Here is a 19,300-nt window from a genome sequence, read left to right as displayed (position 1 = left end):
GCCGCATGTCCCGAGAGGCGCCCTACCTCGCTGTGGCCGACGCGCTGCGGGCGCGGATTCTCGCGGGGGAGTGGCGGCTCGGTGGGCGGCTGCCGTCACGGGCGCGGCTCGCGGTGGAGTACGGGGTCGGCCGCAATGTCGTCCAGCGGGCCGTGGACCGGCTGATCGCCGAGGGGCTGCTGGAGGGGCGCGCGGGATCGGGGACGTACGTACGGGCGCCCCGCGAACGCCTGCCGATGATCCGGGCGCGCCGGCGCGGGAGCCCCGGACACCCGGCCACCAGCGTGGCCGAGCGCGGCCGGGCAGGCGCGTGGGACTTCCATACGCGGGTGCGGGTCCCCGCCCCCGCGGCCATCGCCTGGCGGCTCGCGGCCACCACGGCAGGCTCCCTGCTGGCCGGCCTCCCGGCGGGCGCCTGGGTGGACCGCGTGCGCAAGCGCCCGGTGCTGATCGGCGCCGACCTCGCGCGCGCCGCCGTGCTGCTCTCGGTCCCGGCGGCCCGCTGGTCCGGCCTGCTGACCGTCGAGTGGCTCTACGGCACCGCCCTCGCCCACGGCCTGCTCACCGTCTTCTTCGACGTCTCCTACGCCAGTTACCTGCCCCACCTGGTCGGCCGCGCGAGGCTCATGGAAGCCAACTCCACGCTCTCCGCGGCCCGTTCGGCGACCAGTATCGGCGGCCCGGCGCTGGCGGGCCCGCTGGTGGGCGGCTGCGGACCGGCGACGACCCTCCTGGCGAGCGCGGCCGGGATGACGCTGTCCGCGCTTCTCGCGCTCGCCGTCCGCCGCCGCGAGGACAGGCCCGCACGGCAAGACACCCGGCCCCGGCTGCGCCGCGAGGTGCGGGAGGGGCTGCGCTTCGTGCTCGCCCACCCGGTGCTGCGCGCGACGATCCTCGGCGACGCGGTCTTCAACCTCTTCCTGGCCATGTACCAGGCCATGCTCCTGCTCTTTCTGGAACGGGAGTCGGGTCTCGGCGCGGCCGGTGCCGGGCTGGTCCTCTCCGGGATGGGGTGCGGCGCTCTGCTGGGCGCGCTGTCGGTGACCGGGCTCGTGCGGCGGTTCGGGCAGGGGACGGTGGTCTGGCTCGCCCCGCTGGTCACCTGCCCGCCGACCGCGCTGATCCCCTTGGCCCGTACCGGAGTCGGCCTGGGCGTGGCGGCGGTGGGGCTGGCGGCGCTGAGCTTCGGCGGGGTCGCACGCGTCGTCGCCCAGACCGGCTTCCAGCAGTCCCTCACCCCGGACGGGCTGCTCGGCCGGATGAACGCGACCGCCCGGTTCGTCTCCTGGGGCGTCCTCCCGCTCGGCGGTCTGCTGGGCGGTGCCGCGGGCACGGCCTTCGGGGCACCGGCCGCCCTGCTGGTCGCCGCGGCCGGTATGACGCTCGGCTTCCTCCCCGCCTTCCTGTCCCCGCTGCGCACAGCCGAAAGGGAGAAATCGCCTGCCTGCGAGCCAAATTGAGGTTTCCCGCCGCCGACTTGTCCGGACACGTTTTCTCCGTCCGGCCACGGTCCGCTCCACCGGCGTTCTTCCGGGCGTACCCGCGCACCCCTAGGTTTCCGCTGTCATGTACGCGCCCCGCGTCCGGTCAGGGGCCCACTTCCAGCAGGAGAGCGCATGGTCTCGCGTCGTACCGCTACCGCCCTCACCGCCACGGCGGCCGCCACGCTCCTCGGGTTCGCCGGATACACGGCACCCGCGGCCAGTGCGGCGGGTACCGGCACCAGCCTGTCGGTGTTCGCCTGGAACGTCGACCTCGGCACCGCGATCGTGGACAGCACCCAGAACGAGAAGGCGGCCCAGCGCACGCCGGTCATCGAGTCGATCGTCCGGGCGCACGGCGCGGACGTGGTGGTGCTGGACGAGGACTTCAACAACACCTCGACCGCCGACATCGTGAGCAAGCTGTCGGACCTGTACCCGTACCACACCCCGGTGGTCGGCCAGACCTGCTCCGGCGGCGGCTGGAACGGCATCAGCGGCGACTGCTCCAACTCGCCGTTCGTCATCAACGGCGGCACGATGATCCTGTCCAAGTACCCGATCACCGCCCAGTACGCCCACGTCTTCAGCAATTCCACGTCCGGCACCTGGGACTACCACGCCAACAAGGGCGCGGCGCTGGTCCGCATCGCCAAGGGCGGCACCCAGAGCTGGGTGGTCGGCACCCACCTCCAGGCCGACGAGTCCGGCACCTCCACCGACACCACCCAGTCCACCCGGCTCGCCCAGCTCCGTGAGATCCGCTCCTGGGCCGACTCCATCGCCGGTACCAGCGCCCCGGTACTGATCGGCGGCGACATGAACGTGGAGTACTACGGCGGCCAGTCCCGCGGCGACTACGCCAACGCCCAGACCGCGGTGAACGGCGTCCTCGGCACCCCCGCCACCGGCCCGGCCCAGACCCTGCGCACCATGGACTGCCCGGTCTCCGCCTGGTGCCAGTACATGTCCGGCGTCGAGAGCTTCCCCAAGGACTACCGCGACGACGTCGACTACCTCGGCTACCTCAACGCCCCCGGCCGCCCGGTCCCCTCGGCCGTCTCCCCGGTCAAGGTCGACTTCGACCCCCAGCCCGGCTGGACCACCGGCCAGACCGACACCAACGCCCCCAGCGACCACTACCCGATCGAGACGACGTTCCAGCTCGGCTGACGTCAGCGAACGGCCGACGATCCCGAAGGAGAGGTAGGGCCGACCCGGCCTCAACGTCCCGCCTTTCTCGGTGACTTCGCCCGGCCGCACGACCGGCACGACGCACATCCACTCCGCCCAGGCGTCGTCCTGCCTGAGCCAGGAGGCGGCGAGCGTCCAGGCCGTGGAGACCTTCGGCGGCAACCCCTCCTACCCGCCGGCCAACCGCATCGCCATCGGCGACGCGATCGCCGCGAGCAGCGCCTGGACGTCCACGGTCTGGGCGGCGGGCGGCGCCCCCCCCCGGCGGCCTCGCCCAGCGGCGTCAAAGCGCCGGTGCTGGTCGCCGGAGGCACCACCGCGTCCGCCGGCCGCCCGGGCCCCGGCACCGGGCCCGACCGCACCCACCTGCCCGCTTTGGACGCCCGCACCGCCCGCTGACCGAGCCCGCCTCGCGAAAGACCGGTGGCTGACCGATCGCCGGTGGGCCACCGCTCGTCAGTGGGCCACCGGCCCCGATATCCGGGGCGGTCGGCCGGTCCCGGGGGCTAGGATCCCGGCCATGGCCCTGACCGTGGACGACGTGGACCGGTTCGAGGCGTCCAGGCACCGGCTGGAAGCCATCGCCTATCGCCTGCTCGGCTCGGCGAGCGAGGCGGAGGACGCCGTACAGGAGACGTACCTGCGCTGGCAGGGCGCGGACACCGGGCGCATCGAGGTCCCCGAGGCCTGGCTGACCAAGGTGCTCACCAACCTGTGCCTCAACCAGCTCGCCTCCGCCCGCGCCCGCCGCGAGACCTACGTCGGCGCCTGGCTGCCCGAGCCGCTGCTCGCCGGGGACCCGATGCTGGGCCCCGCCGACACCGCCGAACAGCGCGAGTCGGTGTCGTACGCCGTCCTCACCCTGATGGAGCGGCTCACCCCGAACGAGCGCGCGGTGTACGTGCTGCGCGAGGCGTTCGACTACCCGCACCGGGAGATCGCGCGGATCCTCGACCTCACCGAGACCGCCAGCCAGCAGATCTTCCACCGCGCGAAGAAGCACGTCGCCGCGGGCCGGGCGCGTGCCGAGATCGACGAGGCGGCGGCGCGGCGGATCGTGGACGAGTTCCTCGCCGCCGCCACCAGCGGCCGTACCGAACCGCTGGTACGACTGCTCACCGAGAACGCCATCGCGATCGGCGACGGCGGCGGCAAGGTGCCGGCCCGCGCCCGCGCGTTCGAGGGCGCCCGTGCCGTCGCGACCTTCATGCGGGGCCTGTTCAAGCCCGGCAAGGCCAAGCGCAACCTGGTCGGCGGCTCGCCCGACCTCCACGTCTGCCTGGTCAACGGCGCCCCCGCGCTCGTCGTGGTGCTCGACGGGCGGGTCATCGGCATCACCTGTCTGGAGATCACCCGGCAGGGCATCGCCGCCTTCCGCAGCCAGGTCAACCCGGACAAGCTGGAGCGCGCGACCCGGCGGTGGGCGGCCGGCGAGCCCGGCGAGCCCGTGCTCAAGGTCTTCTGACCCGCACCCCTCATGTATGTGACGCGGGTCACATCCTGCTCCTGTCAGGAAACGGCGGGCCGCCCGGTTCAAGGGGCGAACCGCTTGGGATCCCTCCCACGAGCGACAGGAGCAGGCCATGCAGCACCGCGTCATCGTCCTCGGCGCCGGGTACACCGGAGCCATCGCCGCCGGCCGCCTCGCCCGCCGGCTGCGCCGCGAGGGCGTCGCCATCACCCTCGTCAACGCCGAACCCTACTTCGTCGAGCGCGTCCGGCTGCACCAGCTCGCCGCCGGACAGGACCTTCCGCCCCGGCCGCTCGCCGCGATGTTCGCGGGCACCGGCGTCACCCTGAGGCTCGCGCGGGTCACCGCCGTGGACGCCGACCGCAGGACCGTGACCGTCACCGGGGAGCGGGAGGCGCGGGAGGAACTGCCGTACGACACCCTCGTCTACGCCCTCGGCAGCGGTCGGCACGACCAGGGCGTGCCGGGGGTCGCCGAGCACGCCCACGACATCGCGAGCCGCCCCGGCGCGCTGCGGCTGCGCGCCCGGCTCGCCGAACTGGTGGCCGGGGCTCCCGTGCTCGTGGTCGGCGGCGGTCTCACCGGTCTGGAGGCCGCGACCGAACTCGCCGAGGCCCGCCCGGACCTGGACGTAGCCCTCGCCGTGCGCGGCGCCCTCGGCGAGCGGCTCTCGCCCAAGGGCCGCCGCCATCTGCGCGCCGTCTGCGACCGGCTCGGCATCACCGTGCACGAGCACACGGCCGTCGACGCGGTGGCCGCCGACCGCGTCACCACCGCCGACGGCACCTCGATCCCGTCCACGGCCACCGTGTGGACCACCGGGTTCGCCGTCCACCCGATCGCGCGGGCCACCACCCTGGAGACCGGCGAGAGTGGCCGGATCGTGGTCGACCGGTCGATGCGCTCGGTCTCCCACCCGGACGTGTACGCCGTCGGCGACGCGGCGCTCGCCATGGGCCCCGGCGACAAGCCGCTGCGGATGTCGTGCGCCTCGGGCGTGCCCATGGCCTGGCAGGCGGCCGACGCGATCGCGGCGCGGCTCAGCGGGGGGAAGGTCCCGGTGACGGCGGTGCGGTACTACCAGCAGTGCGTCTCGCTCGGCCGGGGGGACGGCCTGATCCAGTTCGTCACCGCCGACGATCGCGCGGTCGACCGGGCCCTGACCGGCCGACTCGCCGCCCGCTACAAGGAGTTGATCTGCAAGGGCGCCGCATGGGGCGTCGCCCACCCGTTGCTGGTACCGGGCCGGGCGCGCCGCGTCGTCGCGCCGCGCGGGGAGTGCGGCGAGCGTGCGGAGCGGGCGGGGGACGCGGTGGCGGAGACGGCGTCCTGAACCCGTGGAAAGCCCTCCGTCACAAGGGAGTTGCGCCGCGTTCACCCGCTCTCGGCGCGGCTTCCCACCGGCCGCGCTCTCGCACTACGTTAGGGATTGAACGACCGGTGCCGCCGTGGGCCGAGCCGTGCAGGCGGCCGCGTGCGTGCCGACCCGAGCGCGCAAGGAGCCGCATGCCGCCCTCGTCCTCGCCCCCGACCGCCCGCCAGATCACGGGCGCCGACCGGCTGCTGGCCGCCGCCGTACGCCTGTCCGGCACCCTTCCGGTGACGCGCGCCACCCTCTGCGTGGTCCGGGGCCGCCACCCGTCGGACCGCGAACGCGCGGGCGCGCTGCGTGCCCTGCTGACCGAACGGGGCCTGCCCTGCCTGGAGTTGGGACCGGCACCGGAGCCGGGCGAGCGCGGCGGCGCCCAGCATGGTCTGCCGCCCCGGTCGGTGGGCCTGCTGGTGCACACGCCGGGGGTGCGGCCGGAGCAGGCGATGCGGGCGGCGGCGTTATGGCGGCTGCCGCTGCTGATCGACCGGCCCGACGGGGTGATGGGCGGCGGAGTACCGGGCACCGCGCTGGTGGGTGCGGGAGTGTCGGGTGCGGGGACCTGCCGCAGGGACGTCATCGGCATCCACCTCGCGGGTCGCGGCTACGAACTCGCTTTGCGCCAGGCAGACTTGGCACCCCTGCGCGCCGATCCGGGCCCCATTCGCCTCATCCTCGACAACGAGAAGATCACCATGCCGGACGGTCGGCGCCTCAGCGTCGCGACGACCGGGACGGGGCTGCTGGAGGTGCGGGGCGAGTCCTTCGGGGTGCGGCGGGTGCGCAGGCTGCGGTTCGAACGGGCCTGGGGCGCCCACCGGTTGGCCGTGGACGGCGTCCCGGTCCGCGAGGTGCGCGCCCCGCTGCGGATGGAGGCGGATCCGGGGCGGCTGCACCTGGTGAGCCCCTGAGCGTTCCGCCGCGATCAGTAGGAAGCCCCGGCGCTCGGTGTCCGGCTCTTACGGCGCCTCACGCCCTGCGGCGGTGCAGCAGGAGGCCCGTGCCGATGAAGGCGCCGGTGAGGGTGGGCAGGCCGTGGATGTCGCGGAAGGCGTCGTCCGCGACCGCGCCGGCCGGCACCGCGGCGCCCCGGACACGGACCCGGACGAGCGGCGGCTCCGGCCGGCCCTTGTCCTGGGCCGCCAGGAAAAGCCAGGCCACCAGGCCACCGGCCGGACCGAGTACGGCGTTGGAGTCGCCGGCGCCGTGCGGCTGCCGGACGTAGCCGAGCCCCTCGCCGACGGCCGCGGGCACCAGGTACAGCGCGAGCGTGCCCCACGCGCCGTAGATCCGTTCGGCGGGGATGCCGAGGGCCGCGACCGCGGGCACGGTCACCAGCGCCTGCCGGCCGGGGGACTGCACCAGCAGCGGGGACAGGGCCCGCCACCACTCGCCCGAGCACAGCGCGCCGGGATCGCGGCGCAGCGCCCGGAGCACGGCGGGGAAGGCGAACTGGGCCGCCGTCATCGCCACGGTCACCAGGAACAAGACCGCCGTCACCGGCGGCACCCGCCGGCGCCGGGCGCCCGGCCGGGGCTCCGGGGCCGGTATCCGCTCCTCGTCCCGTGCACCGGTCGCCGTGCCCAACTCCCGCCCCTTTCCTGGCCGTCCGGCCCGGCGGATCGCCCGCGCGGCCGGTCCGTGCCGAACCCGGGCCGCCCGCGTCCGGCGCGAGCGGCCTGCCGGGGGCTATCGCGAGCCGCTGGGGGCGGGCGCGACCGGCCGCGCGGACCGCCGTCCCGCGAACTTCTCGACGGCCGCCGCGGTGACGGGCGTGAAGAAGTTGACGAGGTTGCCGTCGGGGTCGCGCAGCAGCAGCGACCGGTTGCCCCAGGGCATGGTGGTGGGACCGGCGACGAAGTCGGTGACGAACCCGGACAGATCCCGGTGGACGCGGTCCACGTCGTCGACGAGGAACTCCGTGATCACGCTGTGGTTGTCCGCCGGGCGGGCGGAGCCCGGCGCGAACAGCGGGACCGTGCGGGTGCCGGCGATCGCGAGCGTCGCGCCCGCGGTGCCGACCTCCGCGAAGTCCTCGGTGGCCCACGTTGCCGCCGTACCCAGGGCCCGTTCGTAGAAGCCGACGAGACGTGCCACGTCGTCGGTGATGACGCGGATCGAGACGAAGTCCATGGGATCTCCCTTGCTGTGCCGGATGCGTTGCCGCGTCTCGCAGGCTAGGAGCAATAGAGGACAGAATCGGTCCACTATCGGCGTTAGATTTGTGCGCGTGACCAGACCCACCGGCCGCGTGCTGACACTCCTGGAGCTGCTGCAATCGGGCGGCACCCGCACCGTGGCCGAACTCGGCGACCGGCTCGGCGTCGAGGGGCGCACCGTGCGGCGGTACGTGGAGCAGCTGATCGACCTGGACATCCCCGTGGAGTCGGTGCGGGGCCGCTACGGCGGTTACCGGCTCGCCCCCGGATACCGTCTGCCGCCGCTCATGCTCGGCGACGACGAGGCACTGGCCGTACTGCTCGGCCTGCTCGCCGGCCGTCGCGCGGGGCTGACGACGGCGGAGCGCACGGCGAACGAGACGGCGGCGGCGAAGATCCGCCGGGTGCTGCCCCGGCACCTCGCCCGCCGACTCGACACGCTCCAGGAAGCTCTCGCCTTCACGGATGGCACCGGCGGGCTCGACACCCCGGACAGCGGGGTGCTGCTCACCCTCGCCGACGCGGTGCGCCATCGCCGGCCGGTCTCGATCCGCTACACCGACCGCGAGGGCCGGCGGAGCGAGCGCGTCCTGCACCCGTACGGGATCGTCGTCCACGCGGACCGGTGGTACGTCACGGGCGAGGACGCCGGACGCGCCGGGGACCGTACCTTCCGCCTCGACCGCGTCACGGACGCGCGGACCCTGCCCGGCACGTTCGCGGCGCCCGCCGGCCCCAATCCGGCCGAGCGCGTGCTGTCGGGCTTCGCCACGGCCGACTACCGGCACCGGGTCACCCTGCGGATCCAGGCCACGGCCGACGAGATCCGCGCCCACTTCCCCACCACCGTCGCGACCCTCGACGACCCGGTGCCGACGACGATCCGCAACCCGAAGGCGGCCCGGGGCCCGGAGGTGGCCCGAGGCCTGGCGGCGGTCCAGGGCCTGGCGGCGGTCCAGGGCCCGGAGGTGGCCCAGGACCCGGCGACGGCTCAGGGCCCGGCGGCGGGCGAGGACCCAGGGGCCGGCCGGGGCTTGGAGGCCGGCCGGGGCTTGGAGGCCGGCCGGGGCTTGGAGGAAGTCCGGAGCCGGACGCCGGCCCAGGGCCAGGAGGTGGCCCAGGGCCGGGAGGGGGCCCAAGGCCCAGCGGCGGCCCAAGGCCCGGCGGCGGGCGAGGACCCAGGGGCCGGCCGGGGCTTGGAGGCCGGCCGGGGCTTGGAGGAAGTTTGGGGCCAGGCGGCGGCCCAGGGCCCGGAGGTGGCCCAAGGCCTGGAGGGGGCCCAAGGCCCGGAGGCGGGCGAGGACCCGGAAGCCGGCCAGGGATTGGCAGAAGTCCGGGGCCGGGCGGCGGCTCAGGGCCGGGCGGCGGGCGAGGGCGAGGAGGCCGGCCAGGACTCGGAGGAAGTCCGGGGCCGCGCGACGGCCCAGGGCCCGGCGACGGCCCAGGGCCCGGCGACAGCCCCGGACCGGACGACAGCCCCGGACCGGACGGCAGCTCAGGGCGCGACGGCCGAAGGGTGGCTGCGTGTCGAGCTGCGCGCGGAGCGGCTCGACTGGCTGCCCCCGCTCCTCGCGGCCCTCGACCGCCCGTTCGTGATCGAACGCCCCGGCGAACTCCGCGACCTCGTCATCGCCCTCGCCGACCGCCTCAGGGCCGACGCCGGCCGGACCTGACCGCGAGGAGGCGGCGCCGGGAAGGGCGGCAGGAGCGTTCGACGCGCGGAGCCGCCCCTGTTACCCCGTCCGGGTGCTCGGGGCATTCGCGACCCGGGGTCCCCCGGGCTACGCGGCCGGGATCAGGCGTTGCCGGTGCTGCTCCGCCGGGCGCCCCGGCGTGCCGGTGCTCCGCCGCGCGTGCTCCCGCCGCGGCCGGGCGCGCCCTGGCCGCCGCCGCTCGCGCCCTCACCACGGGCGGCGGCACCCTGACCGCTCCTGCTCCGGCCCGCGCCCTGCCCGTTCGCGCCACCGCGGCCGGCGCCCTGGCCGCCCGCGCCACCGCGCCCGCCCCGGCCCCTGCGGCGCCGGCCGCCGGAGCCCGTGCCGTTCTCGCGCCGCTCCTCGACCACCGGTGCGGCGAGGACGACCGGTATGCCGGAGGGCGTCCGGGCGCCGGTGATGCGCTGGAACTCCTCCTCGCCGGGGCGCACCCGCGCGCTGCGCGGGGTGATGTCGGCGTCGGCCATCAGCCGGTCCATCGCGCGCCGCTGCTGCGGCAGGACGAGGGTGACGACGGTGCCGGACTCGCCCGCCCGCGCGGTACGGCCGCCGCGGTGCAGATAGTCCTTGTGGTCGGCCGGGGGATCGACGTTCACGACCAGGTCCAGGCCCTCGACATGGATGCCGCGGGCGGCGACGTTGGTCGCCACCAGGGCCGTGACCTGCCCGTTCTTGAACTGCGCCAGCGTACGGTCGCGCTGCGGCTGGGACTTGCCGCCGTGCAGGGCCGCGGCCCGCACCCCGACGGACAGCAGGTGCTTGGCCAGCCGGTCCGCCGCGTGCTTGGTGTCCAGGAACATGATCACGCGCCCGTCGCGGGCCGCGATCTCGGTCACCGCGGTGTGCTTCTCGGTGTCCCGCACGTGCAGCAGGTGGTGCTCCATCGTGGTGACCGCCCCGGCGGACGGGTCCACCGAGTGCACGACCGGGTCGTGCAGGTAGCGCCGGACCAGGAGGTCGATGTTGCGGTCCAGGGTGGCCGAGAACAACAGCCGCTGCCCACGCGCCGGAACCTGGTCGAGCAGCGCGGTGACCTGCGGCATGAAGCCCATGTCGGCCATCTGGTCCGCCTCGTCCAGGACGGTGACGGCGACGTGGTCGAGACGGCAGGCGCCGCGGTCGATCAGGTCCTTGAGACGGCCGGGCGTGGCGACCACGACCTCCGCGCCACCGCGCAGCGCGCTCGTCTGGCGGCCGATCGACACACCGCCCACCACGGTGGCGAACCGCACGTGCAGCGCGCGGGCGTACGGGGCGAGCGAGTCGGTGACCTGCGTGGCCAGCTCGCGGGTCGGTACGAGGACCAGGGCGAGGGGCTGCCGGGGCTGGGCCCGCTGCCCCTCCAGCCGGGCCAGTACCGGCAGGCCGAAGGCGAGCGTCTTGCCCGAGCCAGTACGGCCCCGGCCCAGCACGTCCCGGCCCGCGAGCGCGTTCGGCAGCGTGGCCGCCTGGATCGGGAAGGGCGTGGTCATGCCCTCGTTGACCAGCGCGGTCAGCAGCCGCTCGGACATGTCGAGCTCGGCGAACGCCTCGACCGCGGGCAGCGGCTCGGTGAGCGTGGCGGGCAGGGCGAACTCCTGCCGGCGCGCGGCGGGCCGGGCGCTCTGGCCGGTGGTGCGGCCGGTGTTCGGACGGGGGCGCGCGGACCTGCGGGGCGCGCGGAGGTCACCGGTGGTGCCGCCGGTGCGACGGGTGCGGTTCAGGGGGAACCCTCCTCGATGCGGCGCATCGAGGAATTCCGCCCGGGCGGCGTTGACCGCGCGAGGATTCGCAAGAATGAGCCGAAGAAAATGGTGGAGAGCCGGGCCGCTCTTGGCACTGGAGGCGTCCAGTGGCACTGGAGTCGCCCAGGAAAAGGCGAGGGCCCGGAAAAAGACAATGAGCTGGGACCCGCACCCCGAGAGCGCGGGCCCCAGCCTCATGATGTGCGAGCCGCTCGGCTCGCGACGACGCGGGTGAGCGTCAGGCGACCGGAACGATGTTCTCGGCCTGCGGGCCCTTCTGGCCCTGCGTGACGTCGAAGCTGACCTTCTGGCCTTCCTGAAGCTCACGGAAGCCGGAGGTGGCGATGTTCGAGTAGTGGGCGAACACGTCAGCGCCGCCGCCGTCCTGCTCGATGAAGCCGAAACCCTTTTCCGAGTTGAACCACTTCACGGTGCCAGTTGCCATGATGAATCTCCCTTTGGGGGCAGTGCCGGACTTCGCACCTTGCGAAGCCGAGTCGCCGCTGTGATCACCCCTCCGGAAAGATCCGGAAAGCTCTGCAAAGAAAAGTCTCTGGCAACCAAAACTGCAACGCCTATCACGCTAACACACCTTGCTCGGCGGCGCTGGTGCAGTTTTCCGGCCGCCCGGCCAATTCTCGTCCGGTCACGCGGGGTAATTCTGCACTGGCCGGAGCAGGTATTCGCATCGTGCCCGGCCAGCTTTTGGAGGGACGGGGAGGCCCCGAGGAGACCGGTGCCCGCCTCCGGGCATCCGTCACCGGCCGCGCGTACGACCACACGGCGTACGACCCGCCCCCGCCCGCCGCGACTATGTGTACCGGTCGTCACAGATTTTCGCCCCGCACACGGCCGCGCGCGGCGCCCGCGCACGCCGGTCGCGCGTGCCGCCGTACGTTGGTGAGACGGACGAGACGTCGGAGAGGCGGAGGAGAAAGGAGGCGGAGACGTGCCCGAGCTCCCGGACGTCGAGGGATTCCGCCGGGTGCTGGAGTCCTGCGCGCGGGGGCGGGTCGTACGCCGCGTCGACGTGCGCGATCCCGGTGTCCTGCACGGGACCGGCGCGCGCGGGCTGCGCGACGCGCTGGAGGGGCGGCGGTTCGCCGCGCCGGAGCGGCACGGGAAGTGGCTGCTCGCCCGCACCGACGGCCCCACCGTCCTGCTGCACTTCGGCATGACCGGCCTGCTGCGGTGCGCCGACCCGGCCGACCCGGTCGAGGCCCACGACCGCGTCCTGTTCACGCTGGACGACGGCCACCAGCTCCGCTACCGCGACCAGCGCAAACTCCGCGGCCTGTGGCTGGCCCACGACGATGCCGGCCTCGACCGGCTGCTCGCGCGGCAGGGCCCCCGACGCGCTGACGGTGTCCCGCGACGACTTCGAGGCCGCGCTCACCGCCCGCCGCGGCCGGCTCAAGACCGCCCTCACCGACCAGTCCGTCCTCGCCGGCCTCGGCAACCTGCTCGCCGACGAGATCCTGTGGCGCGCCGGGCTGCGCCCCGACCGCCCGGCCCGCGACCTCACCCCGGCCGAACTCCGCCGCGCCTACACCGAGATGCGCCGCACCCTGCGCGCCGCCGTCCCCGCGGGCCGCGTCCCGCCCCGCGCCTCCTGGCTCACCGGCCACCGCGACGACCCGGACCCGGCGTGCCCGCGCTGCCGGACCCCCCTGCGTCGGACGCGCATGGGCGGCCGGGGCACGGTGTGGTGCCCCCGGTGTCAGCCGGCCGGCGACTGAGCCGCCCCCGCCGGCCGCTCGCCGCCCCCGCCGGCCGCCGTACGACTACCGGCCGCCGTACGGCCGCCGGCCGCCGTACGACCACCGGAGGCGGACAGGGCACCCGACGCCGCCCGCGCCTCGTAAGCGCCCCTCACCAGCCCTCGTCCGAGAACAGGGCCGGCCGGGGCTCGCGGGCGAAGAACGTCTTGGCGCGCACGAGGGCCCGCTCGTCGTCGAGCACCTGCCCCGGCCGGGTGCCGTTGCCGAGCAGGACGCCGCCGAAGTTCATCCCCAGGTAGGCGGCGGAGTGGTGCAGGGTGAGTTCGACCGGCCGGGCCACGGCCTCCTCGGCGTGCGCCATCGCCGTCACGCCCCACAGGGAGCGCCCCGCCATCGCCGCCTTGAAGCCCGGATCCGGCGTGTACAGCCACTTCGACCAGTAGTCGAGGTAGCGCTTGGCGTACGACGACAGGGAGTACCAGTACAGCGGGGAGACGATCACGATGTCGGTGGCGGCGAGCGTCGCCTGCCGCAGCGTCTCCTCGTTGTTCTCCTGCCCTCGGGTCTCCTCCGGGTGCGGCGTCCCGGCGTGCCGCGTGTCCACGAAGTCGGGCAGCGGCAGCCGCGTCAGATCCAGCCAGCGCCGCTCGGTCGCCGCCGGCAGTTGCTCGGCCGCGGCACGCGCCAGCAGTTCGCTGTTGCCGCCCGGCCGGGCGCTGGCGAGCAGGAAGAGGAACGAACGGTCCACGTGAACTCCCGTGTCGGTACGGCTGGTTCCGTGACCTGCAACTCCGCGCGGCGGGAAGGTATTTCCCGCCGCGCGCAGCACCACGGACCGGCCACCGGCCACCGGCCACTTGGACGATCGTCCGGCGGGGACGCTCAGCTCACCGCGTACGCGTTGTACACCGTGGTCGTGGAGGTGTCCCCGTGCGTGTCGGTGACCGTGGAACGCAGCCCGATACGACCGCCGGACGCCGGGTTGTGGACGGTGGTGGTCCACTGGCCGCCGGAGAGCTTCGCCGTGCCGGCGTGCCAGCTGCCGCCCCCGTCGGTGGTGTACCAGACCCGCACGGACTTCACGCCGTCCGACGGCTGGCTCACCGAGTTGTCGAGCGGCCTGTCGCGCTGCATGCCGAGGACGACGGTCGTCGTCGAGCCGGGGGCCGCCTGGTTCCTGGTGTCGAGCGAGTCCGGCCAGAACCGGGTGATGTAGTCCCGGATCTGCTGGTTCTTGCCCGGGTCCGCGTAGAAGCGCTGGGTGAGGCTGGAGGTGGTCGACAGCGCGCCGGACGGCAGGCCGCGGTGCCCGACCTCGCTGAAGGTGTACCAGCCCGCGCTGTGGATCACCGGATGCGCGTCGGGCACGTCCGACGGGCTGAAGGAGTGCGCGTAGAGCGTCTTGCCCGAGTACGTCAGCTTCAGGGTGCCGGTGGCCAGCGTCCCGCCCATGGGCAGGGTCGGATCGGCGAACGGGTCGATGGCGCCCAGGTACAGCTGGTGGTACGAGGTGTACGGCAGGTCACCGCCGGGCCCCCAGACCGCGTGGCCGAGGGTCAGCGAGGTCGTCTTCCCGGCCGCGTAGGCGTGCTCGCCGCCGTAGACGAAGTCGTCGCCCTGCTGGCTCACGCTCCATGAGCCGGGCGGCAGATGGGCGGTGAAGCTGTTCGGCAGGTTCCGCTGGAACTGGAGCGAGTTCGTGCGCGTCGGGCAGTCGGTGCCGGTCGGCGACCCGTAGTCGAACTGGAACATCGCCTCGCCGTTGTCCGGACCCGAGCGGGCGGACACCTTGATGGCGGTCAGACCGGACTTCTTCAGCGTCGCGGACACCCCCGACGGCACACCACCGGTGTGGGTGGCGGACGCCAGCCAGAAGTCACCGCCGGTCGCCGCCGTCGGCTGGTACGTCGTCCCGTAGGACAGCTCGTACGCCCTGCTGCTGGACGGGATGACGTACAGGTCGCCCGCCGGCGCCGAGATCCCCATGTCGGCGGGGCCGTTGTCGGTGGCGCAGACGTAGGCGCTGACCGTGTGGTCGTACCCGCTACCCGGACTCGGGCTGAGCGAGACGCTCACCGGGCGGCCCTGCCGGGCGTCGAACATGGTCTTCGTGCTCCCGGAGACCGTCACGCTGTGGCCGCCGGCCGTGGCACCGTCGTCCCCGCCGTCACCGAAGGAAGTGACCAGCTCATAGCCGCCGTTGGGCAGCGGCGTCGCCTTGTTGCTGTCGATGTAGCGGAAGTCGTTCGTCTTCGTGTTGTAGACCGCCACCTGAGCGTGGACCGGCTTGCCGGCCCGGTCCAGCGTCGTGACGGTGAGCGACCCACCGGCCGCGGCCGACGCCGCCGAGGCGCCGGCCAGGAGAAACGGCGCGAGTACGCTGACGACGCTCGCGCCCACTGTGATCCGCCGCATCAAACCCCCCATAGGTACGCGACAAAAAGCGAGCCACCGTACCCCACCCGGCCTCGATCCCCGCCACCACCCCGGTGCGCACGGCATCGTGGTGACCGACCTGTTCCGGCGCCGCCGTCACGACCATGGCAGCGCATGCGCCAGCGCGCGGACGCAGGCGCGTGATTCACTCCGCCGCTTCGGCCGTGTCCCCCAGGTTGCCGGTCTCGGCGAGGGCCGGCAGTCCCGCGGCGGTCGGTGAGTTGTCGGGGTCAGTGGCGGCGGCCAGCGGCCGGGCGGCCGTTCCGACGGGTTCCTCCGGGGGTACGACGAGGAGCACCCAGCGTCCCAGGGCGCCGCAGTCCACCGTGACGGCATGCGCCTGGCCGCCGGTGCCGGTCTGCTCCACGGCGATCTCCCGGCCGGGCGACATGACGGCGTGCGGGGCGTCGGGACATGCACCGGGGTACACGGAGACCCGTACCGCCGTCTCCGGCTCCAATGAGCTGATGAGCAAGGGAAGTTCAAGCTCCAGCGCGTCGCAGCGGGGCCACCAGGTCCCGTCCAGCGGGCCGTGGCCGGCGTCCGGAGTGAGGGCCACGCGCGGCAGAGGCGTGCGGTACGTGTGCCTGTCGGCCGGCGTACTGCTGGGTTCCATCTGCGGTCCGTTCCGGGCGCCGCCGGGCGACCGCCCGTTTCGTCACTCGCCGGGAACGGCACCGCCGGTCCGGTGTACCGGATGCGTGAGATCCGGCTGACCTGACCCCCGTCGCCGCGCGACCCGCCGCCGTCCCCATCCGCCGCCGTCCCCATCCGCCGATGTCCTCGTCCGCCGGGACTCGGCATCCACCGGGGTCCAGCATCCACCGGTGCTCAGCCGGCGCCGCCCGCTGTCCTGCCCGCGGCGCGGCGGTACTCGGCGTTGATGCGCTGCGCTTCCTCGAGCTGGTCCTCCAGGATGACGATGCGGCACGCCGCCTCGATCGGGGTCCCCTTGTCGACGAGCTCGCGCGCCCGAGCGGCGATCCGCAGCTGGTAGCGGGAATACCGGCGGTGTCCTCCCTCCGAGCGGAGAGGGGTGATCAACCGGGCTTCGCCGATGGCCCGGAGGAAGGCCGGGGTGGTGCCGAGCATCTCGGCTGCCCGCCCCATCGTGTATGCGGGGTAGTCGTCGTCGTCCAGACGATCATTCAGTGGGTTGTCCGATGTCATGTCACCTCGCTGTGCAACGCGTCGAGGGGCCCTGGTGCCGTACGGCACCAGGGCCCCGAAGGAAATTCAACACCATCTGTCGGCCCTACTGCTGTGCCGACCTTCTCTTTTCCGCTACCCGGCCCTGCAGGGCGGAGCGGGGGATCGCAGCTGCGTGACCGGGGACCACCATCCATTCCGGGGTCTTGCGGTACCCGGGCCGAGCGATGCCGGTCCGGGCGATCCTGATGGCGTCGTTCCTCCCTTGCTCCGTCGCCGCTCCGGCGACACTGGACTCTCTCTCGTACGACAAGAAGCATACTCATGCCAGAGAAAAAATGTCTAGCGGCGACTGTAGATTTCACTCTCTGGGTGGAGGAGGGTCTCGGCGGTGGCCGGCTCTCGTCATCCGGCCGGCAGCCCCCTGCCGCCGGACGGGTGGCTAAGCTCTGCTGCATGTCGAACCCTGATGAGCTGCTCGTCGCCATCTCCGCCGCGGTGGAGTCCGAGCGAAGCAATCAGATGGCGCTGACCGTGGTCGTCGGCGGCGCCGTTCTCACCGGCCGGCTGGCTCCCGAGGCGGTATGGAGGGAGCGGGTGGCGGAGGTCCTGAAGGACTCCGACCGTCTCGGCGTCTTCTCCGACGTCTTCGCTCGCGGGCCACGCGGGTACCGGCCCGGCCGCGGCGAGTCGCCCACGCATCTGCACTTCCATCTCGCCCGGATCCTGCAAGGCAGCCTCGGGATCCCCGAGACGGGCGGTATGTACCGAGTCGCGATCAAGGACGTCAGCGCCTGGACCGTGGGCGATCTCAGCTACTTCGACCAGTGAGACGCCGCCGCGCCCCTCTTCGGCCCGGCGTTTTCCGGGGAAGAAGGGCGCGGCGGCGGAACCGGTCCCGCCGAGCGGTACGGACGCGGCTCAGCGGGACGGGCGGTCCACGGGCTCACCCGTGACGGACGCGGGGTGCGGCGGGTCAGCCGTGCGAGGGCAGCGCTCCACTGAGGACGTGACGCAGACGGATGCGGTCCGTGTACGCGGCACTGTCAGGCAGAACGGCGAGCCGGCGCCGGGTGATCGAACCCGTGCGCTGGTCGTCCCCGTCGCACACGGTCAGGTACTCGACCCGAGCACCCGCCATGACGGCCAGAGCCACCTCGACGGTCATGTCGTCCCACAGCCGAGGCCCGCGCCCTTCCCGTCGTCGGTCATGACGACGGGGAGCGGCGGGAGGGGCAGTGGGACAGGGCTGGGACCGCGGTACTGCGGCCGCGCCGGAGCCGAGGTTCCGCTGTACCGCGTCTGCGTCCGTGCCGAGGTGAAGAGTTCCCCTCGGGTCGGGCTGCCAGGGGCTGAGGCGAGGGGCTGGAGTCGGTCTAGGCGGCCGAGCCGCTGCCGGTCTCCGGCCGGCCCCCGCGCCGCGCCCGCCCGTCAACGGGCCGTTCCTGACCGGCGCGGCCCCGGCCGGCGCGGCGGCGCTGAGACTGCGCGGACGTACGGCGGGTGCGCTCCACGACCGGCGCGGTGATGACCACCGGAACACCGGAGGGCGCCTGCGCGCCCGTGATGCGGCTCAGCTCCGCCTCGCCGGAGCGGACCGGGGTGATGCGCGGGGTGATGCCGGCCGACGCCATCAGCCGGGTCATGCCGCGGCGTTGACCGGGCGTCACCAGGGTGACGACGCTGCCGGACTCGCCCGCCCGCGCGGTACGGCCGCCACGGTGCAGGTAGTCCTTGTGGTCGCTCGGCGGATCCACGTTGACGACCAGGTCGAGGCTGTCGATGTGGATGCCGCGGGCCGCGACGTTGGTGGCCACCAGGACGGTGACGTGTCCGTCCTTGAACTGGGCCAGGGTCCGGGTGCGCTGCGGCTGGGACCTGCCGCCGTGCAGGGCCGCGGCGCGGACGCCGTTGTCCAGCAGGTGCTTGGTCAGCCGGTCCACGGCGTGCTTGGTGTCCAGGAACATGATGACCCGGCCGTCCCTGGCCGCGATCTCGGTGGTCGTACGGTGCTTGTCGGCGTCGTGGACATGGAGCACGTGGTGCTCCATCGTGGTGACGGCACCGGCCGACGGGTCGACGGAGTGGACCACCGGGTCGGTCAGGTAGCGCCGGACCAGCAGATCGACGTTGCGGTCCAGGGTGGCCGAGAACAGCATGCGCTGGCCGTCCGGGCGCACCAGGTCGAGCAGGGCGGTGACCTGGGGCATGAAGCCCATGTCGGTCATCTGGTCGGCCTCGTCGAGAACGGTGACGCCGACGTCGTCGAGCCGGCAGTCGCCCCGTTCGATGAGGTCCCTGAGCCGGCCGGGCGTCGCGACCACCACTTCCGCGCCACCGCGCAGGGCACCGGCCTGCCGGCCGATGGACATGCCGCCGACGACGGTGGCGAGCCGCAGCCTCACCGAGCGGGCGTAGGGGGTGAGCGCGTCCGTGACCTGCTGGGCCAGTTCGCGGGTGGGCACCAGGACCAGGGCGAGCGGCCGGCGCGGCTCTGCGCGCCGGCCCGCCGTACGGGCCAGTACGGCGAGGCCGAAGGCCAGGGTCTTGCCCGACCCGGTGCGACCGCGGCCGAGTACGTCGCGACCGGCCAGCGAGTTCGGCAGGGTGGCCGCCTGGATCGGGAACGGCACGGTCACGCCCTCGTGGCCGAGCGTGGCCAGCAGAGGCGCCGGCATGGCGAGGTCGGCGAACGACTCGACAGCGGGCAACGCGGGCGTGTCGGTCTTCGGCAGCGCGAACTCCCCCTGCCCGGACTGCCGTTTTCCGTAGCCGTGGGAGCGGGAGCGCGGGACGCGGGAACGGTCCGCCGCGGAATTTCCTCCGAAGCGGTCGTATGTGCGAGCGGTACGTGCACGGGTGGAACGGGTGCGGTTCATGC

General features: G+C 73.8%; 16 protein-coding genes and 2 pseudogenes. 8 read left to right on the top strand and 10 right to left on the bottom strand.

Annotated features, from left to right (window positions below; genetic code table 11):
- The first annotated feature begins 5 nt into the window (after positions 1-5).
- From ACE4Q9_RS16040 to ACE4Q9_RS16020, 5 genes are all read left to right on the top strand, one after another.
- Positions 6-1,460 (top strand): MFS transporter, encoded by a 1,455-nt coding sequence (locus ACE4Q9_RS16040; RefSeq protein ID WP_397984910.1) that lies wholly within the window; start codon positions 6-8, stop codon positions 1,458-1,460.
- Between the two features lie 156 nt (positions 1,461-1,616).
- Positions 1,617-2,654 (top strand): sphingomyelin phosphodiesterase, encoded by a 1,038-nt coding sequence (locus ACE4Q9_RS16035; protein WP_397984909.1) that lies wholly within the window; start codon positions 1,617-1,619, stop codon positions 2,652-2,654.
- Between the two features lie 541 nt (positions 2,655-3,195).
- The gene (gene sigJ, locus ACE4Q9_RS16030) at positions 3,196-4,140 is read left to right on the top strand and encodes an RNA polymerase sigma factor SigJ (protein ID WP_397984908.1); all 945 of its coding nucleotides are present in this window, start codon (positions 3,196-3,198) and stop codon (positions 4,138-4,140) included.
- A gap of 118 nt (positions 4,141-4,258) precedes the next feature.
- Entirely contained in the window at positions 4,259-5,479 is a 1,221-nt protein-coding gene (locus tag ACE4Q9_RS16025; RefSeq protein ID WP_397984907.1) for an NAD(P)/FAD-dependent oxidoreductase, read from the top strand.
- Positions 5,480-5,652: 173 nt separating this feature from the next.
- Positions 5,653-6,426 carry a hypothetical protein gene (locus ACE4Q9_RS16020; RefSeq protein ID WP_397984906.1) on the top strand — a complete coding sequence of 258 codons (774 nt, stop codon included), beginning with the start codon at positions 5,653-5,655 and terminating at the stop codon, positions 6,424-6,426.
- Positions 6,427-6,484: 58 nt separating this feature from the next.
- Here the strand turns inward: ACE4Q9_RS16020 and ACE4Q9_RS16015 are convergent, their stop codons facing one another.
- Both ACE4Q9_RS16015 and ACE4Q9_RS16010 read right to left on the bottom strand, forming a co-directional pair.
- Positions 6,485-7,102 carry a rhomboid family intramembrane serine protease gene (locus ACE4Q9_RS16015; protein ID WP_397984905.1) on the bottom strand — a complete coding sequence of 206 codons (618 nt, stop codon included), beginning with the start codon at positions 7,100-7,102 and terminating at the stop codon, positions 6,485-6,487.
- A 102-nt stretch (positions 7,103-7,204) separates the two neighbouring features.
- Entirely contained in the window at positions 7,205-7,648 is a 444-nt protein-coding gene (locus ACE4Q9_RS16010) for a VOC family protein (protein ID WP_397984904.1), read from the bottom strand.
- A 97-nt stretch (positions 7,649-7,745) separates the two neighbouring features.
- Between ACE4Q9_RS16010 and ACE4Q9_RS16005 the strand changes: the two are divergent.
- A pseudogene (locus tag ACE4Q9_RS16005) lies at positions 7,746-8,540 on the top strand (helix-turn-helix transcriptional regulator); the annotation flags it as partial.
- Between the two features lie 929 nt (positions 8,541-9,469).
- Here ACE4Q9_RS16005 and ACE4Q9_RS16000 read toward each other — a convergent pair.
- Positions 9,470-11,092 (bottom strand): DEAD/DEAH box helicase, encoded by a 1,623-nt coding sequence (locus tag ACE4Q9_RS16000; RefSeq protein ID WP_397987234.1) that lies wholly within the window; start codon positions 11,090-11,092, stop codon positions 9,470-9,472.
- A 259-nt stretch (positions 11,093-11,351) separates the two neighbouring features.
- Positions 11,352-11,558 (bottom strand): cold-shock protein, encoded by a 207-nt coding sequence (locus ACE4Q9_RS15995; protein ID WP_111583233.1) that lies wholly within the window; start codon positions 11,556-11,558, stop codon positions 11,352-11,354.
- Positions 11,559-12,062: 504 nt separating this feature from the next.
- Here ACE4Q9_RS15995 and ACE4Q9_RS15990 point away from each other — a divergent pair.
- Positions 12,063-12,852 (top strand): annotated as a pseudogene (locus ACE4Q9_RS15990) (Fpg/Nei family DNA glycosylase).
- A 133-nt stretch (positions 12,853-12,985) separates the two neighbouring features.
- Here the strand turns inward: ACE4Q9_RS15990 and ACE4Q9_RS15985 are convergent.
- From ACE4Q9_RS15985 to ACE4Q9_RS15970, 4 genes are all read right to left on the bottom strand, one after another.
- A complete protein-coding gene (locus tag ACE4Q9_RS15985) occupies positions 12,986-13,582 on the bottom strand; it encodes a flavodoxin family protein (RefSeq protein WP_397984903.1) in 597 nt (198 codons plus the stop codon).
- Between the two features lie 134 nt (positions 13,583-13,716).
- Complete coding sequence (locus tag ACE4Q9_RS15980) at positions 13,717-15,249, bottom strand: hypothetical protein (protein WP_397984902.1); 1,533 nt, start codon at positions 15,247-15,249, stop codon at positions 13,717-13,719.
- A 166-nt stretch (positions 15,250-15,415) separates the two neighbouring features.
- Entirely contained in the window at positions 15,416-15,886 is a 471-nt protein-coding gene (locus ACE4Q9_RS15975) for a DUF5994 family protein (RefSeq protein ID WP_397984901.1), read from the bottom strand.
- A 215-nt stretch (positions 15,887-16,101) separates the two neighbouring features.
- Positions 16,102-16,440, bottom strand: a complete 339-nt coding sequence (locus ACE4Q9_RS15970) for a MerR family transcriptional regulator (RefSeq protein WP_397984900.1) — start codon at positions 16,438-16,440, stop codon at positions 16,102-16,104.
- Between the two features lie 435 nt (positions 16,441-16,875).
- Here ACE4Q9_RS15970 and ACE4Q9_RS15965 point away from each other — a divergent pair, with 435 nt between their 5' ends.
- A complete protein-coding gene (locus ACE4Q9_RS15965) occupies positions 16,876-17,250 on the top strand; it encodes a hypothetical protein (protein WP_397984899.1) in 375 nt (124 codons plus the stop codon).
- A gap of 145 nt (positions 17,251-17,395) precedes the next feature.
- On the opposite strand, the gene ACE4Q9_RS15960 is transcribed toward ACE4Q9_RS15965, so the two are convergent.
- Complete coding sequence (locus ACE4Q9_RS15960) at positions 17,396-17,587, bottom strand: hypothetical protein (protein ID WP_397984898.1); 192 nt, start codon at positions 17,585-17,587, stop codon at positions 17,396-17,398.
- A 208-nt stretch (positions 17,588-17,795) separates the two neighbouring features.
- On the bottom strand, positions 17,796-19,298 hold the full coding sequence (locus ACE4Q9_RS15955) for a DEAD/DEAH box helicase (RefSeq protein ID WP_397984897.1): 1,503 nt from the start codon (positions 19,296-19,298) through the stop codon (positions 17,796-17,798).
- Between the last annotated feature and the right edge of the window lie 2 nt (positions 19,299-19,300).

Origin of the sequence: Streptomyces sp. AM6-12, assembly GCF_044327085.1 — a bacterium.
In the GTDB taxonomy this organism is placed as follows: Bacteria; Actinomycetota; Actinomycetes; order Streptomycetales; family Streptomycetaceae; genus Streptomyces.
This window is presented reverse-complemented; position numbering and strand designations above follow the sequence as displayed.

Excerpts from the sequence above, each read along its gene's own strand:
- ACE4Q9_RS16040 (WP_397984910.1), top strand. The coding sequence starts at position 6 with ATGTCCCGAGAGGCGCCCTACCTCGCTGTGGCCGACGCGCTGCGGGCG.
- ACE4Q9_RS16035 (WP_397984909.1), top strand. The coding sequence starts at position 1,617 with ATGGTCTCGCGTCGTACCGCTACCGCCCTCACCGCCACGGCGGCCGCC.
- sigJ (WP_397984908.1), top strand. The coding sequence starts at position 3,196 with ATGGCCCTGACCGTGGACGACGTGGACCGGTTCGAGGCGTCCAGGCAC.
- ACE4Q9_RS16025 (WP_397984907.1), top strand. The coding sequence starts at position 4,259 with ATGCAGCACCGCGTCATCGTCCTCGGCGCCGGGTACACCGGAGCCATC.
- ACE4Q9_RS16020 (WP_397984906.1), top strand. The coding sequence starts at position 5,653 with ATGCCGCCCTCGTCCTCGCCCCCGACCGCCCGCCAGATCACGGGCGCC.
- ACE4Q9_RS16010 (WP_397984904.1), bottom strand. The coding sequence starts at position 7,648 with ATGGACTTCGTCTCGATCCGCGTCATCACCGACGACGTGGCACGTCTC.
- ACE4Q9_RS15995 (WP_111583233.1), bottom strand. The coding sequence starts at position 11,558 with ATGGCAACTGGCACCGTGAAGTGGTTCAACTCGGAAAAGGGTTTCGGC.
- ACE4Q9_RS15980 (WP_397984902.1), bottom strand. The coding sequence starts at position 15,249 with ATGCGGCGGATCACAGTGGGCGCGAGCGTCGTCAGCGTACTCGCGCCG.
- ACE4Q9_RS15975 (WP_397984901.1), bottom strand. The coding sequence starts at position 15,886 with ATGGAACCCAGCAGTACGCCGGCCGACAGGCACACGTACCGCACGCCT.
- ACE4Q9_RS15970 (WP_397984900.1), bottom strand. The coding sequence starts at position 16,440 with ATGACATCGGACAACCCACTGAATGATCGTCTGGACGACGACGACTAC.
- ACE4Q9_RS15965 (WP_397984899.1), top strand. The coding sequence starts at position 16,876 with ATGTCGAACCCTGATGAGCTGCTCGTCGCCATCTCCGCCGCGGTGGAG.
- ACE4Q9_RS15960 (WP_397984898.1), bottom strand. The coding sequence starts at position 17,587 with ATGACCGTCGAGGTGGCTCTGGCCGTCATGGCGGGTGCTCGGGTCGAG.
- ACE4Q9_RS15955 (WP_397984897.1), bottom strand. The coding sequence starts at position 19,298 with ATGAACCGCACCCGTTCCACCCGTGCACGTACCGCTCGCACATACGAC.